The following is an 18407-nucleotide window of genomic DNA, read 5'->3' on the forward strand; positions in this document are numbered from 1 at the left end:
GTTAGTATGAAAAGAAAAGTACATGTGATCCCACATTCACATTGGGATCGGGAATGGTATTTTACAACATCAAGATCAAAAGTATATTTGATGAAAGATTTAAAAGATGTTTTAGATACTTTAGAGACAAATGATGATTTTAAATATTTTATGCTTGATGCGCAAGGTTCATTATTAGATGATTATCTTAAATGGATGCCGCAAGATAAAAAAAGAATTGAAAAATTAGTTAAAGCTAAAAAGTTAATTATTGGGCCATGGTATACGCAAACCGATCAGCTAGTAATTTCTGGTGAAAGTATTGTTAGAAATATGTATTATGGGATGAAACGCTGTGAAACTTTTGGTGGTTATATGAATGTTGGCTATGTGCCTGATTCGTTTGGACAAGCTGGAAATATGCCCCAAATTTATCGTCAATTTGGAATCGAAGATACATTATTTTGGCGTGGTGTCAGTGATGATATGGTCAAACATACTGACTATAATTGGCGTGGGGATGATGGCAGTGTAGTTTTTGCAACGCAAATTCCATTTGGTTATTACATTGGGGGAAATATTCCTGAAGATGATAAAGATAGTGAAGAATTTTGGCAAAAGGAATGTTTTGAAAAAGCGGGTGGCAGAAGTGCCACGAAACATATCTACTTCCCTAATGGTTTTGATCAAGCGCCGGTGCGCAAAAATTTACCTGAACTAATTAAAGAAAGAAACCAAAAAGATCCAGATAATGAATATGTAATCAGCTGTGTTGAAGATTATATCAAGGATGTCAAAAATGAAGCTCCTGATCTAGAAGAAGTTAGTGGTGAGCTGGTAATCGCTAAACATATGCGAATTCATAAATCGATTTTTTCATCACGGAGTGATTTAAAAGTGCTAAACACCCAAGTACAAAATTATGTAACAAATATCTTAGAGCCGCTATTAACATTATCATATCATTTGGGCAACGATTATCCTCATGAGGCAGTTGGTGAAATTTGGAAATTATTATTTGAAAATGCAGCTCATGATTCAATTGGTTCTTGTATTTCAGATACGGCTAATGAAGATGTTTATATGCGCTATAAACAAGCTCGGGATATTGCTGTTAATTTAGTTGAATTACATTCACGTTTAATGGCAACTAAAATTAAAAATGAAACAAATAATGCAATTACACTTACGTTATTTAATACTTTACCTAAAAAACGTAATGATACAATTGTATTTGAAACCTATTTACCAGGTGACAAATTTGCAATTAAAGATAATTTTGGTAATCTTATTAAATATACGATTATTGAACAAACAGATTTAACAGATTATGTTTTATCACAAACGATTAGATTGAATCCTAGTAAAAAAAATTATCTGCCAACTAAAGTTTATCGTGCTAAGATTGCTGTTGCAGCAAATGATGTCCCAGCTTTAGGATATGTTCAATATACAATTGACTTAGATGATCGTTCTAATGACACTGTTTCAAAAATAGATATCATGGAAAATGAATATTATCAAATTAAAGTTAATGAAAAAGGTAGTTTAGATATTTATGATAAAATAGCTGATTTCCATTATTTAAATCAAGCGATCCTGGTAGAAAATGGTGATGATGGTGATAGTTTCAATTATTCTCCACCACGTCAGGATCTCGAAATATATTCAACTGATAGTCGATTCACTAATAATATTATTGGTTCTAGTTTATATCAAAAAACAGTTATTAATTATGAAATGATCATTCCTGCTAATTTACAAGAGCGGGCTGAAGGAAAGGTAAGTACAAAGTTACCGGTAAGTTTAGAGGTAGGATTACAAAAAGGAGCAAAAGTAATCGATATTAATGTTCATGTAGATAATCATGGTTTATCACATCGCTTATGTATTCTTTTTGATAGTGCTTTAACGACTAAATTTAATTATGCTGATCAACAGTTTGGATCAATTAAACGGCCAAATGAATATGCAAAAGAAATGGCTTTATATTTAGAAGGATTAGGAAATAAAGAAAAAATTGAAAAACCTAAAGTTATTGAATTAGCCAATTGGGCCAATGATCAGTCTTCATGGCAAGAACCGCCAATTTCAATTGAACCAACTCAAAGTTACGTGAGTCTTGCTGATGAAAATAGAGGAATCGCACTTATTCCTCAGGGCGTCCGTGAATATGAAATCATTGGTGAAAAAGGAAATCAAATTCGATTAACTTTATTTAGAACATATGGTTTTATGGGAAAAGAAAATCTAGTTTATCGTCCAGGAAGAGCATCAGGAGAACGAATCATTGCTACACCGGCTGCGCAATTATTAAAGGAAATGGATTTCAGTCTAGGCTTTACTACTTTTTCTAAAAATATCAATGATGCTAATATCGATCTGTTGGCAAAAGAATATAATACGCCAATTGAAGTTTATGAGTATGCGGATTTCTTAAATGGAAGATTGATTTTTGCGCAAGAAGATGTTGAACAAACTTTATCTTCTTCAATATCATTATTTGAAACAGAGAATAAGCTTGTAGTAAGTGCAATTAAAAAAAGTGAAGATGATAAAGGGTATATAATTCGTTTATTTAATGGGAAAGATCATTTAGATGTAGGTGATAGGCTATCTTTTAATTTCGATATTAAAGAAGCGTATTATACTAATTTAAAAGAGGAAAAACTTGAAAAAATTGATATTGAAAATAATACTATTAAGATCAAGCCGCTTTCTCACTGTAAATTTATCACAATATATGTCTCTTAAATTATTAACAGGTAAAAACGATTATAGTTTTTACCTGTTTGCATATATCAGACAAAGTCTTATATAGAAAATAGTCATAAAATTAAAATGCTATATGAACATATTAATATGTAAAGTATATTTTTTAAAGATGGTATGATGGTTTGGTTTAATTGAATGATAAATATTGAGATCAAACGGATGTAAAAAATTTTTTTAAATATGAATTATATGTTATAATAGGGTTACTTTTGTAGAAAGGATAGAGATAATGTATAATATTTTTGATATCTTACCTAATAACTTTTTTAATATTTTTATTGGTGATAATAAGCGGGTAATTTCTGATTGTTTATATTTAGTTTATCATTCATTTAAAAGTGATTTGTCTTTTTCATCTACTAAAGAACAAGTTTTATCGATTTTTCAAGATTATTTTGAAAATCATGTTACTTTTTTAAAAAGCGATGAAGAGTTAGATGGTTCTCGTGATAAAGCTTTATATATTTTAAAAAGGTTAAAGGAATGTGGCTGGGTCAATGAAGAAACTGGCGAAAATTATGAGATATTTATTACTTTTGAAGATTATAGTATTAGGGTCTTAGAAAATCTATTTAGTCTTGATACCAGCAGTGATAATGGTGAATACTCAGGTTTGATCTATAATATTTTTATGTCTTTCAATACTTTTGATGTTAATCGTGGCGATCTGGTTTTTGAAACAGGATATGAGAATACGAAAGAGCTAGCTAATAAATTAAAAAATTTAAATTCTAATATAAAAAAATATATTCAAAATTTGTTGGATGAAGGAATCAAAGATGATCTTGAGGCATTATTGAGCTCATTGTTACAGGATTATCAAACGAAAATAATTGATCGCGCTTATTATAATCTTACTACTTATGATAATCCTTCTAAATATCGGCAGCGAATTATTAATAACATTGAAACTATTATTAGTAATGATGAGTATCTTGATATAATTGTTCGTAACATTATGGAACGTAAGGATCTTGGCTATCAGGAGGCATTAGCACTGTTATTGAATCAAAAGGATTATATTATTAATGCTTTTGAACATATTGAAGAAATAATGCAGGAAATCGATAGTAAAAATAATAGATTTATTGAATCAGCGATCAATCGAATTACTTTTTTATTAAACAATCAAAAAGATATTGAGGGAAAGATCAATAATATTATTAAAGCAGTTGCTAGCGGTAAAGATGTAAGTGATCTGGGGAATCTATATTTAAATAGTTTTGTATCGAGGGATTCTTTATATGTTCCTCGTAATTATACGAGTTTAGTTAAATCACAGCTAGAAAAGCCTGCAGTTCTCGATGAAGAATTAAAAGAAAAGGCTTTAAAACAAATTATTAAATCTAAAAATTATTCACATAAATATATTGAAGATAAGGTCTTGATGCTGTTAAAACAAAAAGGAGATTTTTTGGGTTCTTCATTACCGATCAACAATAATGAAGATCTAGCGACTTTAGTATTAATTTATTTATATGGCTTTGCTTATGGAACAAAGTATGAAGTTGAACCATTAGATAACGAAGTAGTTGTTAACAAGTATCGTTTTAAAGATTTTAGAGTAAAGGAGAAAGTAGATGGATAAATATCAGCAGGCGACAACTTTTTACAATAAGTATATTCGTTTAAGTGATAGTAAAAAAGAAGAATTTTCAAGATTAACTAATAAACTATTAAGCTATAATTACATTTGTGCCAGCCGACCTCGAGATCTTGATGATTATTATAAAATTATTGCTGATTTTGAGCTTTATGCCAGCTATTTTGCTTTAATGGATTATGTATTGGAAAATCATAATGTTGATAAAGTGTTGAATTTATATAATTTACAAAATTATAATCGTTATTCTTTTAAGAAAAATGAATCAGTTATTTTATTGTTGTTACGACGCTTTTATTATCAAAAAATGCAGGAAGTATCTTTGCTTGATAATATCACAATAACTTTACAACAGCTTCATGATGCTATTAATGCAACTGGTATTTTTGATAAACGAATTAATAAAAGTGAACTTAAAGAAGTGTTTAGGGTCTTAAAAAGATATAATATTATCGATGTAACTGGTAATAGTGATGATGATAATGCGGTTATTATTATTTATCCTACTATTACGTATGTTTTACCGGTTGAACGCTTAGAACAAATTGAAAATATTTTATTGGATTATCAAAAGCGAGGTGATAGTAGTGAAAAAACTAGTCAAGATGAAGCTGATTAACTGGCATTTATTTAATAATCAAACGATCGAAATCAAAAATAATGTAGTCATTACTGGTGAAAATGGAACTGGTAAATCAACTTTACTAGATGCTTTGCAGTATATTTTAACAGCGGGAAAAGCTAAGTTTAATAGTGCAGCTAATGATTCGGGGAAAAGAAATATTGAGGGCTATATTCGTGGTAAATTAGGACGTGAAGGAAAAGAGTATTTAAGAATGGGAGATGTGGTTTCGTATATTGTTTTAGAATATTTTGATGAAACGACAAAACGCAGTCAGTTATTAGGTGTTGTTTTGGAACTAAGTAAATCAAATATCAAAAAAGAATTATTTTTTCAAGTAATCGATCAAAAAATAGCTGATGATTTATTTATTAAAGGAAATCATGTGTATAATCGTAATGAGTTTAGACGCTTTTTAACTAGTAAAAAGATTCAAGCTAATTATGCTGATAAAAAAAGTGCTGTACCAGGTTTGTTTCGTCAGGCCTTAGGGGTATCAAAAAAATATTTTGAATTGATTCCCCGCGCATTAGCTTTTAAACCAATCAACCATGTGTATAATTTTATTTTTGACTTCCTTTTAAATGAAGATCCTGTTAAGATCGATGATCTTCGTAATAATGTACGAGCGTATCGGAATTTAGGTAATGTTTTAAAAGATCAGCAAAATCGTTTAGCAGCTTTAGAAAAGATAGATACCTTTTATCAAAATTATCAAAAGATAGAACTTCGTTTAAAGAATTATCGAGATGCTAAAGATCATCTTTATCTTGATAGTTTGTATTATCAAAAGGAAGTAATTGAAAAAGCTATTTTGAAAAGTGAATTAGTTGTTAAAGATTTAGAACAGTTATTAATTAGAGCCAAAGAAGAAAGTGAAAGTCTCCAAAAAGAAGTTATTAGTTTAGAAAATATTTTAGATAGTAATGAGGGATATCGTTTAAAGAAAGAGCTTGAAAGTAATTTAAAAACGAAGCAAACTCAATTAAAACAGCTTGAAATCAAATATCATGATTATGTTGATAAATTAATTCAAGAAACAACGATTTTAAAACAACTTCGAATCAAAGAAACATTTATCAATAATATTAATAGTAATGATTATGATAGTGAATATTTAAATGAACATCTTTTTGAAATAAAAAATGATTTAGTAAGTAAACGCGGTGATTTTAGTGAAAAGAAAATTATTTTCGAGCAGGATTTAAAAAAGATGCAGACTAAGCAAAATGAATTAGTTGATCAACATAACCAGCTTTTAAGTAATCGCTTTTTTTATCGTAAAGAAATAACTGAGCTTATCAAAGTTTTAAAAGAACAGTTAGCTAATTATTATCAAAAGAAAATCGATGTAAAGCCGCTTTGTGAATATTTAGAGATAACTGATGAATCGTGGCGCAATGCCATCGAAGGATACTTAAATACTCAGCGTTTTGATATTATTATTGACCCTGAATATTTCACAAAAGCAATGCAGATATATGAACAGTATAAAAATAGTCATGGCATTTTTGGGGTAGGAATCGTCGATGTTGCTAAGTTAGATAAATATCAAGAAACGCAAGAAGACAGTTTAGCTAATTTTGTTACAAGTCTTAACAGCTATGCTAAAAGATATGCTAATATGCTGTTAAATCGAGTTAAGTGTGTCGATACAGTTGAACAGTTACCAATGCATAAAACGGCAATTACTAAAACTTGTATGGTTTATAATAATTATACGGTTAGAGCGCTTAATCCTAAGGTATATCAACAGCCGTATATTGGATTGGAAGCTTTGAAGATTCAAATAGGGATGATTGAAGAACAATTAAACCAAATTCAAGATGAAATCAAAGTTAAAAGTAAACAATATCATGAAATAAATCGGAATCTAAAGATCTTGAATAAATCACAAATCGATTTTTTAGTTGGTTCTACTAGTTTGATCGATGAATATCATGATTTACAAAATAATATCAATGAGATTGCTAAACGTTTAAAAGAAATTATTCAAGATGATTCAATTATTGCGATTGTCCAACAATTAGATCAAGTTAATCTAAAATATCAAAAAGCCCAAGATAACTATGATTTAAAACAGCGTAATCTTATCAATGAAAAAGCCAGCATTGATCAAAACAATAAAGCTAAAAGAGAAATTGAAGCAGAATTAGAAATGCTTCCCAAGGCACCAGAAATTATTGACGAAGCAATTATGGCAATTAAAAAAAGATATTATAAACGTTTTGGTCATAATTACTCATCGATTCAAAATAGTTTAGTTATAAAAATTCGTGAATTAGAAGGACAGTTAAATAAGGAAAATACGGATATTGAATGGGCCATGAAAGCTTTTAATCATGAATTTAAAGTTGGCTATGGCGAAACGATCGATAGTATTGATGTTTATTTACAGTTATACTATAAATTAAGAGATATTGAAATCGTTAAACGTCAAGATGATGTGCGAAATGCAAGAAGAAAATGTGAGCAGTCATTTCAAGAGTCATTTATATCGAGATTATATGAAAAAATCAATCAGGCGAAAAAGGATATTAAAGAATTGAACAAAGGACTTCAAAATAAAAACTTTAATGGCGATAGTTATGAATTTGAGGTCAATCCTAGCAGACGTAAAGATTATCGCCGTTATTATGATATTATTGCTTCTAATCAGCAGTATAACAGTGATGATTTATTTGTAACGACTTTGTCAAAAGAAAATCGAGCTGTAATGGATGAATTGTTTGATCAAATAGCTTTATTAGGTGAAGATGAAAGTGGTGAAAAGTTATTACAAAAATATACTGATTATCGTGAGTATTTAGATTATGATATTAAGATTTCACATGAAAATGGTGATTTTACTAAATTTTCTAAAGTTAATCGAGAAAAATCAGGTGGAGAAACCCAAACACCATTTTATGTTGTTATTGCCTCAAGTTTTGAACAGTTAATCAAAAATCGTCTTAATGAAGATTCTGGCTGTGTCGTTTTATTTGATGAAGCGTTTAATAATATGGATGAAACGAGAATTCAGGCAATGATGAGATTTTATAATGAGCTTAATGTGCAGATCATTTTGGCAGCACCACCAGATCGTGCTAGTACTATCATGCCTTATGTTGATACCACACTAGCAATTATTAAATCTGGTGATAATTCTTTTGTTGAGGCTATTATTCATGAATAAATATGCAACAAAAATATTAACTAATCTTTTGGAAAAGTATGAACGCAGTGTTTTATCTAAACAAGGTTCTTGTTTGAATTTGCAGATAAAAGTTAAATTGCGAAAGCTTTTTCCAAAATATGATAACAGTGATTACTATTCGCGGCGTTTATTGATTGATGAGGCTTGTTATGATTTAAATAATTTACATCTTCTTGATATTATTATTGATGATGAGGGAATTAATGAAATAGCACTAGTATTAGATGATAATTATATAAAAGAGGCATACCGTTTAATAAAGCGAATTTATTTAGATGATTATCGTCTTGAAACAATTGATTATTTAAAAGAAATTTCATTTTCTATTGATTGGCTGGATAATTTTAAAAATGAAATGATAAAAAAGATAGAAAATTATCAATCAGTAAGCAGATATTTAAATATTGAAAATATTGAAGAAATCAATGATACATTTATTGTTTTACAAGCGCTTGTAAAACAAAAAAAAGAAATTTCATTTCGTAAATTTTCTTTAATGGCTTTGAAAGATTCAAAACGATTAGAAAATATCAAAAGTAAGCTTATTAATATTATTAATGATTATTATAGTGAAAGCTTTCAAAATGAAGATGAATTGTTTGGATATTTTAATGTTATTAAAAATCCTGGTTTTATATATTTAAGCGGTCAAATCAAAATCAGTTTAAATGATCAGATTATTGATATTGGTAAACTTAATAGTCCTTTTTCTTTAACTACTGAAAATATTAAATTATTGAAAATCTTAGAAATTAGAGATGTTAATGTTTTAACGATTGAAAACTTAACTTCATTTTATGATACTGTTATTGATAATACTTTGATAATCTATTTAGGTGGTTATCATAATGCATTAAGAAGAGAGCTGCTGTTAAAGATCTATCAATTTAAAACAGATCTTAATTATTATCATTTTGGTGATATTGATGCTGGAGGATTTTATATTTATTTGCATTTAGTTGAAAGGACCAATATTCCTTTTAAAACTATTGCTATGAATATAGATATTTTACAAAAATATCAGGAATATACAAAAAGATTGACTGCTAATGATCGAAAAAGATTAATTAAATTAAAAGAACGGTTTCATGATGATGTCATTGATTATATGTTGGAAAATGACTGTAAATTAGAGCAGGAGATCGTTGAACTGCATACTATTGTTTAATAGATATAAAGGTGTTCAAAATTAGTTTGAGCACCTTATTTATATATAAGTGATTATCATAGATAAATGATAATATTAGATTAAAAAAGAAACGATTCTAATAATGAGGACAATAGCACCTCATGTTTTAAAAGTTCCTTTATCTAATTAGTAAATACAATGAATTTTAAAATTTCTTATTTTTGTTATTTATAACTGATTTATTGATATTATTTATTGATATTAATAGTAATGAAAATAACAAATAATTTATTTGAATTAGAAATATTAAAAATATAAATATAAATTTTTTAGAAATTCCTCAAAAACGATTTTTATGGGATTGGATAGGTAAAATAATAAAAAATATTTTGAATAAAAAAATTAATAGTTAATTTTTACCGTTATTAATGTAAGCGCTTTTGCTTATGGCTTTAGAATGAGTTATAATAACTTCATATGAAAAACAGATTAGGGAGCATAGAAATGAATGTGTATGAATTAAAGATAAAAATATATTTATTAAAAGATATCAAAATTGAAGAAATACAAAGTTATCTTGCGTATTTTATAGATAGTGTTTTGGTAAAAGAAAATGAATTTTTAAATATTCATGAAACGAATATGTATAAGTTTTATACTTTTGATAGTCTTTATCCTCTAGCGAAAAATGGCGTGTATCAAAAAGATGATTCTTATGTATTTAGAATTAGAACTGTTGATTATAAATTGGCAGAATATTTATATAAGACACTGATAAAAAATCGTACTAAAGAAATCCAGGGATTAACAGGTGAAATCAAGATCATAAAGCCTAAAATGATTAAAAAATTATACACGTTAACACCTATAATATTAAAAACTGAGCATGGTTATTGGAAAAATAGTATTAAAGTAGAAGAATTTGAAAAGCGTTTAAAAATTAATTTAATAAAAAAATATAATGGTATTACTGGAGATAAGATGGATGAAGATTTTCAGTTATATTATCAAATCAATTTTAAAAATAAAGTTCCGGTTTCACGCATGTATAAGGGAATTAAATTACTAGGAGACATGATTGAATTAGAAATTACTGAAAATGAAAATGCTCAAAAATTAGCAATGTTAGCCATCGGCGCGGGACTTTTGGAAATGAATGCGCGGGGTTTTGGTTTTGTTAATTATTCATTTTATTGAAAGGAGGTAATGCGATGCTGGAAGAGTGTCTAGAAATTTTTAGTCAGGAACTTAAAAATAATCCAAATTTAATTTTGGAGACAATGGTTTTAACGAATGGTGATTATGTGTTGGTACATAGTGATGGCAGTTATCAGGTTGAAAAAATCAAGTATTCAAAAAAGGATCGTTGTTTGATTGAAAAGCCCGATGATGAAACATATCGAAAATTATGTTTTTATGATTATCAAAGTCAATTAGTAAGCATGAATAAACCTCAGGATCCAGGGAAAACGATCCATTCTAATAATTATTTGTCGTTTTTTGTTAAAAAGGAAAGTTTTAATAATGGCAAGATGAATAATGAAGCGATTGAAAGATATTTTAAGTCTTTAGAGAATCCTCAGGAGAAATATAAAGGTAAAGATTTGCAAATGTATAATTTTGTAGCTGATGATATTGGTGAAATTGATCAAGAGAAGTTACAAAGAAATAAGCAATGGTTAGTTGAAAATATATATAATTTAGATAACGTTGATTATAGTGAAAAAGATTATTTAAAGGTCTTTTTTGAAGATGATGATCAGTTATATGTTAATGAGGGAAATCGTTATACTTTAACGAAAATATTTAATTGTAATGATTATAATATTTATGATGATAGTGATGTTTATGGTTTGCCGAATTATAATATGCAGTTAAATTCTAAAAAACCATTTTTGGAAAATAAGACGAGAATGAATAAGATTCCTTACATGTTATCTTTAAAAGAAGCTTTACTTGAAAAAAAGTTTTTTGATTTTTTGATGAATCAGGCAAATGATGGTAAAACAAATATTTATTTTAGTAGTGATGAAGATGATGATAAAAGGATCTATTGTTTAAATAATATTAAAAATATAGAAAAAGGTTTTGATGGAATCGTTGTTAAAACAAAAAAAGGTAAAGAATTAGAAATTCATTATCTGGATGTTGTTACGGATTATAAAGTTTTTTTAAATCCTTTATTTAATTATAAAAATATTATTGGTTCTTTAGCTGATGAATGTTATAAAGAATATGACAAAAGAACAGATGTTGAAAATCTTATTAATGAGATTTTGTTTTCTAAATATTTGAAAAATAATTATTTTACAGCTCCTGATGACCTCAAAGGCGTTGATAGTATTTATAAAAAGAATCTTTTGGTTTGTAGGGAAGCAGTTCATGCTTGGGTATATGCAGGAAAAGTTGAAAATATTGGAAATGTTTTGTTAAAAGCTGCCTTGGATATAATTAAATATTCAATCAAAATGGGTTATCTAAACAGTGCGAAGAAACAAATGAATTTATATTTTGCGTTAAATAAGTATTTTAATCAAAAGGAGAATGGTATGGAAAATATACGAGATGTTTTACGAACGAAGATAAATGCCAAACATCAAATGAAAATTGAAGATGATTTGGAATATAGTTTTGCTGTTGGTCAAGCTATTGCTTACTTACAATCAAAAAGCAAAGCAAAAAATAAAACCCAGGATATTATTAATCAATTTATCGTTATTAAAAATGACAAAGTTTTAAAAATCAAGTTGGAACAATTTTATCGTCGGTATAATTATGATTTATTTGTAGGTAAAACGCGCTTTAATTATTTGTTTGCGATGGTCATGGAATACATGGATGTCAAGAAAATTGATCAAAGTATGTTAATGGCAGGTTATCTTGGTGAAAATTTAATTTATGAAAAAGGGGAAAAAGAAAATGGATAAAAGAGTATATGGAGTTATTGGAATTGCCTCAATAATGGCTAATTGGAATGCAGATTTTTCTGGCTATCCTAAGAGTTTATCAGATGGAACGATTTTTGGTAGTGATAAAGCCTTAAAATATCCAATGAAAAAGATGTGGGATAGTGAAGGTAAAAAAGTGTTATACATGAAATCAATGAAATTTTCACCACAAAAAGATGGTAGTGTAACATTGGTACCTAATTCATTAAAAGAACGTTATGAAAAGTTATTTGATGTTGAAGATTTATCAAAATGTAAAGATGCTAAAGAAGTTTTCACTAATTTAATGAGTGCGGTAGATGTTAAAAACTTTGGAGCTACTTTTGCAGAAGCTAAGAATAATATTTCAATTACTGGTGCTGTTCAGTTTGGTCAGGGAATTAATAAATATGATGGCAGTGTTGCTGAAGAACAGCAAATTTTATCACCATTTAGAGATGCTACTAAAGATAAAGAAAAAGATGAGGAAGCTAAAAATTCGACATTAGGAACGAAGATCGTAAGTAATGAAGCACATTATTTTTATCCTTTTTCAATCAATCCTAATGCTTATAAAGAATTAGTATCATTAAAGGTAACTGATGGATATACCGAAGCAGATTATCAAAATTTTAAACGGACAGCTTTAGTAGCAGCTACTTCATTTTCTTCTAATGCTAAAGAGGGGTGCGAAAATGAATTTGCTTTATTTGTCGAAACTAAGTCAGATACATATTTACCAAATTTAAGTGAATATATTAGTTTTGAAAAAAATGATCTTAACAAAATTAAAATTGAATGTAATATGTTAAATGAACTTGATGATATTTTAAGTATTGAAATATATTATAATCCCGAAACAACAGTTTTAGAATCTAATTTAAAAAATGCCAAGATATATCATATCATCACTAAAAAAGAGGTGTAATTTATGCAGGCACTTAAATTTACTTTAAGTGGTAAAACAGCTTTTTTTAAGCGACCTGAAGTCAATACCTATTATTATTTTACATTTGGTAATATTCATAAAGTAGCATTACTAGGAATGTTTGGCGCTATTTTAGGGTATCAGGGTTATGATAATACTAAAGAACTACCAGAGTTTTATCGAAAACTAAAGGATGTAAAAGTATCTATTATACCGCAAAATAAAAAAGGTTATTTTTCTAAAAAGATTCAGTATTTTAATAATTCTGTGGGATATGCTTCAAAAGAGCAGGGTGGAAATCTGATTGTTAAGGAACAGTGGTTAGAATATCCTCAATGGGATATTATTGTCCTTTTAGATAATGAGGAAGCTAAAAAAATTGCTGATTCATTAATTGATCATAAGTGTATCTATATTCCTTATTTAGGAAAAAATGATCATCCTGCAATGATTGATGATGTTCATATTATTGAATTGGATGAAAGAAATATTGATGAAGAAAGAATTGATTGTTTATTTCCTAAAGGAAGTTTTGAAGAAGCTGAGGATATTGATATCGATTTTTATAAGTATCAGGAGAGTTTACCAATTGGTTTAAATGAAAAAACAGGATTATATGAATACATGACTTTTATTCATACGGATCTATTGATGGATGAAGGGACTGTATATACTTTTGATAGTAAAAATATAATATTTTATTAGACCCGCTTTATTGCGGGTTTTATTGAAGGAGGAAGTTATGAATATTGATAAATATATGGTGTCACTAGAACGATTAATGAAAAATATTAATAATTGTTATGGACATATTAAAGATGATCAGCATGAAACGATCGTTGAACATATTCAATTGTGTATTAAATATTTAAAAGAAATTTTTGAATTAAAAAGATTAGATAAAATAATGGTATTTTTTAAAAATAATTTAGTTAGTGATTTATCTGATGAAGGAAAAGAAATGTTTAATGAACTTTTTATTAATACGATCGTTTTCCATGATACCGGTAAAATAAATCCTATTTTTCAAAATGATAAGATGAATAATTCTGCTATGAATTATATGACACCGCCACAAAACTTAGATTCTAAACACTCGATATTATCAGCATATATTTATTTGGGATATTTTTTAAATAAAATAAATTTATTTGATAAAAATGATTATAAAATATTGAAAAGAATTACTTATATAAATGCTTTTGTGATTTCTAGGCATCATAGTAAGATCGATGATTTTAGAACTTGTTTTATTGATAAATTTGATAGTGATGATAAATTAGAAGAAAGAATCATAGATTGGGTAAATAGTGATGAATTTGTAAAGCAGTTTAATGTCGATTTTAATTTTGTTTCCTTGAAAAAAAAGGGTAGAAATAGTTTTTTTAAAAAATTACAAAAATATGAAATCAATAAACAAATTGATTTCTATGCTTATGTTAGATTTTTATATTCTATTTTAGTTACATGCGATTACTATGCAACTAGTGAATTTTATAATGATCAAAAAGATATTAATGTAATGAATGATTTTGATTTTAAAGAACTGATTCAACAATATAATAATACCGAGCTAATAACTAAGATTAGAAAGAAACAGACTTTCGAAAATAGTATCAATGAATTAAGAACGGAGATATTTTTAGAAGCCGAAAAAACATTAATAGAAAACTGCGATAAAAATATTTTTTATCTCGAAGCACCAACAGGTAGTGGTAAAAGTAATACCGCAATAAATTTAAGTTTACGTTTGATTGAAAAAAATAATGATTTAAATAAAATCGTCTATGTTTATCCTTTTAATACGTTAGTAGAACAAAATATTGCTTCATTTAATAAAATATTTGATCATAGCAGGATTTTAAATAATCTTGCAGTTGTTAATTCAACAACACCAATTAAAATCGATGAAAATAACCTTAATAAATATCAAAAGGCGCTATTAGACAGGCAGTTTTTGAATTATCCAATTATTTTAACTACACATGTTAGCTTATTTGATACATTGTTTGGTAATAATCGTGAATCAGCATTTGGTTTTTATCAACTAGCTAATTCAGTAATTGTTTTAGATGAGATTCAAAATTACCGGATTGAACGCTGGAATGAAATAATCATCTTTTTAAAAGAATATGCAAAAGTTTTAAATATGAAAATAATTATTATGTCAGCTACTTTACCTAATTTAGAGATGCTTACAAATGATGATAATAATTCAGTATCATTAATTAAAGACTGTAAAAAATATTTTTTAAATCCTGTTTTTAAAGATCGGGTAAAGATTGATTATGGTTTATTGGAAGTAGAAAATATTGAAGAAAAATTGTTTGAACATGTCTTAAAAATGAATAAACTAAAGAAAAAAATTATGTTAGAGTTTATTGTAAGAAGAAGTGCTGAGAAATTTTATCGGCGTCTTAAAAATGAAAATCTTGATTGTGAAGTTTTATTTATTAGCGGTTTTGACAGTATTTTGGAAAGAGAAATAATAATAGATAAGGTTAATACTTGTAATCATCTTATTTTAGTAGCAACACAAGTAGTTGAAGCAGGCGTTGATATTGATATGGATATTGGTTATAAAGATATTTCAAAACTAGATAGTGAAGAACAGTTTATGGGAAGAATAAATCGTTCTTGTTTAAAAGATGGGGTAGTGTATTTCTTTAATTTAAATAAAGCTGCAAATATTTATAAAAAAGATGAAAGAGTTAGTAAAAATTTAACGTTATTAAATGATGAAATGAAAGCTGTATTATTAAATAAGAATTTTAGTCAATATTATCAAAAATTACTTACAGCTTTAGTACATAAGGCTAGAGAATATAATGATGATAATGTTGAAAATTTTTTTAGGGAGGCTGTTGCCTGCTTAAATTATAAAGAAGTAAGTAAGCGGATGGAACTGATCTTGGATACAAGAGATCGCGTGACGATTTTTTTGGGACGTAAGATAAAAGATGTTGATGGTAATGAATATGATGGTAATTTGATATGGACTCAGTATGTGGAGTTATTACAAGATAATGATATGGATTATTCAAAAAAGATTTATCAGTTATCAGTTGTGAAAAGTAAAATGAATTATTTTATGTATCAAATTGACAGTAAATGTCAATTTGATTATAAAGAACAGATTGGTGAGATTTTTTATATTGAAGATGGTGATAATTATATTTTAGATGGAAAATTAAATACAGGATTATTTGATACTGAAAATGAATTGTTTATATAGGTGGTGTGATTATGCAAATAAATGGGACATTGATAAATTATTATTTTCATTGTAAAAGACAATGTTATTTACATGGTAATCGTCTTAATTTAGAAGATGAAAGTGAAGATGTAAAAATTGGAAAAGCTTTGCACGAACAAAAATATAGTGATAACAAAAACTCAGAAATAGCAATAGATAATATTAGATTAGATAAATTAACGGCCAAATACTTAATTGAAACTAAAAAATCTGATGCTGATTTGATAGCAGCTAAATGGCAGCTTTTGTATTATCTTAAAATATTAAAATCAAAAGGAATAATCAGAAAAGGCCGGATAGAAGTAATTGAAAAAAACAAACAAAATAAATCTTTTATTGAAGTAGAATTAAGTGCTGTAGAAGAACAGGAATTAGATAAAGTAATTATAGAAGTTGAAGAACTATTGGAAAGTAATCAAATACCACCAGTTTTAAATGAGAGTAAATGTAAAAAATGTGCATATTATGCTTATTGTTATATATAGGAGGTGAGGTTATGGGAAGTACAAAATATATAACTAGTATGGGTGATTTAAAGCGAAAAGATGATTCACTTTGTTTTAGAAAAGGTAATAAAAATATATATTTACCAGTAGAAAATGTAAAAGAGATATATTGTTTAAATGAAATATCATTGAATACTAAATTGTTGGATTTTATTTCATCAAAAAATATAATTATTCATTTTTTTAATTATTATCAAGGTTATAGTGGAACTTTTTATCCTAAAGATAAATATACTAGTGGCAAATTATTGATTAAACAAGTTGAAGCATTTAGTAATCATAGAAAAGAAATTGCTAGAGCAATCGTTCATGGAATAGCAATCAATATTGATGAAACTTTGTATCATTATTATAAACATGGCAAAAAAGAAGTTAAAGAAACTATCGACTGGATTCGAAAAGAAGTTTCTAGACGTTTACAAGATGCTAATAATATTAAAGAGATAATGGCGGTTGAAGGTGAGTTGTGGCAAAGATTTTATAGCACTTTTAAATATATATTACCTGAAGATTTTATAATGAATAAGAGAGTTAAAAGACCACCAGATAATCCAATCAATGCTTTGATTTCTTTTGGGAACACATTATTATATACAAAAACAATTTCAGCGATATATCAAACTCATTTGAATCAAAGTATTTCATTTTTGCATGAACCAACAGAACAAAGATTTTCTTTATCATTAGATCTAAGCGAAGTATTTAAACCAATAATAGTTTTTAAAACTATTTTTGAATTAGTAAATACTAAAAAATTAAAAGTTGAAAAACATTTTGATAAAAAAACTAACTATTGTTTATTGAATGAAGAAGGTAGACAAATATTTATTGAAGCTTTTGAAAATAGGATAGATACTAAATTCCAACATACAAAATTAAAAAGAAAAATATCATATAAAACAGCAATAAAATATGATGGATATAAATTAATTAAAACAATTTTTGAAGGTACCCCTTTTATACCATTTTCAATAAAGGATAAATACTAATGAAAATAAGAAATCATAATTATGTAATTGTTTGTTATGATATTGGTGAAAAAAGAGTTAATAAAATATTTAAGATTTGTAAAAAGTATCTTCCCCATTATCAGTATTCTATTTTTAAAGGCCCTATCACACCAGCAAAGTTAATTTTGTTAAAGAAAGAATTACAAAAGGCTATAAATAAGGATGAAGATTGTGTCAGTATAATTAAATTACAAAGTGAAAGTTCTTTTGATGAAGAGATATTAGGATGTCAAAAAGACGAGAATACAAATAGTTTAATTATATAATTTTACCAGGTAAAATTTTTAATGAAATGTCTAAACCTCTTGTTAGAGTAAGGGTTCAAGAGATTACAACTAAAAATAGTAAAAAATTAAATTTAGCTGGTAAAAAAATAGAAACTTGTTGATATATATAGGTTTTGAGGTATAATAAAAAATGAAAAGTGACTAATTTACTAGGGGTTTAATATCAACATTAGATGTATTGAAATTCCT

13 protein-coding genes are annotated in these 18407 nt (G+C 27.2%); all 13 read left to right on the top strand.

Annotated elements, in window-relative coordinates; translation table 11 throughout:
* The first annotated feature begins 6 nt into the window (after positions 1 to 6).
* Positions 7 to 2733 carry a mannosylglycerate hydrolase gene (gene mngB / locus BR82_RS0114780; RefSeq protein ID WP_027090778.1) on the top strand — a complete coding sequence of 909 codons (2727 nt, stop codon included), beginning with the start codon at positions 7 to 9 and terminating at the stop codon, positions 2731 to 2733.
* Between the two features lie 250 nt (positions 2734 to 2983).
* Positions 2984 to 4342, top strand: coding sequence for a Wadjet anti-phage system protein JetA family protein (locus BR82_RS0114785; RefSeq protein WP_027090779.1), 1359 nt, complete (start codon positions 2984 to 2986; stop codon positions 4340 to 4342).
* The gene (locus BR82_RS0114790) at positions 4335 to 4976 is read left to right on the top strand and encodes a DUF4194 domain-containing protein (RefSeq protein ID WP_027090780.1); all 642 of its coding nucleotides are present in this window, start codon (positions 4335 to 4337) and stop codon (positions 4974 to 4976) included. The genes BR82_RS0114785 and BR82_RS0114790 overlap by 8 nt, the downstream gene beginning before the upstream one ends.
* A complete protein-coding gene (locus BR82_RS0114795; RefSeq protein ID WP_027090781.1) occupies positions 4945 to 8154 on the top strand; it encodes an ATP-binding protein in 3210 nt (1069 codons plus the stop codon). The genes BR82_RS0114790 and BR82_RS0114795 overlap by 32 nt, the downstream gene beginning before the upstream one ends.
* Positions 8147 to 9343 (top strand): Wadjet anti-phage system protein JetD domain-containing protein, encoded by a 1197-nt coding sequence (locus BR82_RS0114800; protein WP_027090782.1) that lies wholly within the window; start codon positions 8147 to 8149, stop codon positions 9341 to 9343. The genes BR82_RS0114795 and BR82_RS0114800 overlap by 8 nt, the downstream gene beginning before the upstream one ends.
* A gap of 465 nt (positions 9344 to 9808) precedes the next feature.
* Positions 9809 to 10501, top strand: coding sequence for a CRISPR-associated endoribonuclease Cas6 (gene cas6, locus BR82_RS0114805; RefSeq protein ID WP_027090783.1), 693 nt, complete (start codon positions 9809 to 9811; stop codon positions 10499 to 10501).
* Between the two features lie 14 nt (positions 10502 to 10515).
* Complete coding sequence (locus BR82_RS0114810) at positions 10516 to 12231, top strand: hypothetical protein (protein WP_034865345.1); 1716 nt, start codon at positions 10516 to 10518, stop codon at positions 12229 to 12231.
* Positions 12224 to 13159: a type I CRISPR-associated protein Cas7 gene (locus BR82_RS0114815; RefSeq protein WP_027090785.1), complete on the top strand. Its 936-nt coding sequence runs from the start codon at positions 12224 to 12226 to the stop codon at positions 13157 to 13159. Before BR82_RS0114810 ends, BR82_RS0114815 begins: the two co-directional genes overlap by 8 nt.
* Before the next feature lie 3 nt (positions 13160 to 13162).
* Positions 13163 to 13864, top strand: a complete 702-nt coding sequence (gene cas5b / locus BR82_RS0114820) for a type I-B CRISPR-associated protein Cas5b (RefSeq protein WP_027090786.1) — start codon at positions 13163 to 13165, stop codon at positions 13862 to 13864.
* A 37-nt stretch (positions 13865 to 13901) separates the two neighbouring features.
* A complete protein-coding gene (locus BR82_RS0114825; protein WP_027090787.1) occupies positions 13902 to 16394 on the top strand; it encodes a CRISPR-associated helicase/endonuclease Cas3 in 2493 nt (830 codons plus the stop codon).
* 11 nt (positions 16395 to 16405) lie between these two features.
* The gene (cas4, locus tag BR82_RS0114830; RefSeq protein ID WP_027090788.1) at positions 16406 to 16900 is read left to right on the top strand and encodes a CRISPR-associated protein Cas4; all 495 of its coding nucleotides are present in this window, start codon (positions 16406 to 16408) and stop codon (positions 16898 to 16900) included.
* 11 nt (positions 16901 to 16911) lie between these two features.
* On the top strand, positions 16912 to 17910 hold the full coding sequence (gene cas1b, locus BR82_RS0114835) for a type I-B CRISPR-associated endonuclease Cas1b (protein WP_027090789.1): 999 nt from the start codon (positions 16912 to 16914) through the stop codon (positions 17908 to 17910).
* Positions 17910 to 18197: a CRISPR-associated endonuclease Cas2 gene (cas2, locus tag BR82_RS0114840; RefSeq protein WP_027090790.1), complete on the top strand. Its 288-nt coding sequence runs from the start codon at positions 17910 to 17912 to the stop codon at positions 18195 to 18197. Before cas1b ends, cas2 begins: the two co-directional genes overlap by 1 nt.
* The last annotated feature ends 210 nt before the right edge of the window (positions 18198 to 18407 follow it).

The organism is Thomasclavelia saccharogumia DSM 17460 (genome assembly GCF_000686665.1).
Taxonomy (GTDB): Bacteria; Bacillota_I; Bacilli_A; order Erysipelotrichales; family Coprobacillaceae; genus Thomasclavelia; species Thomasclavelia saccharogumia.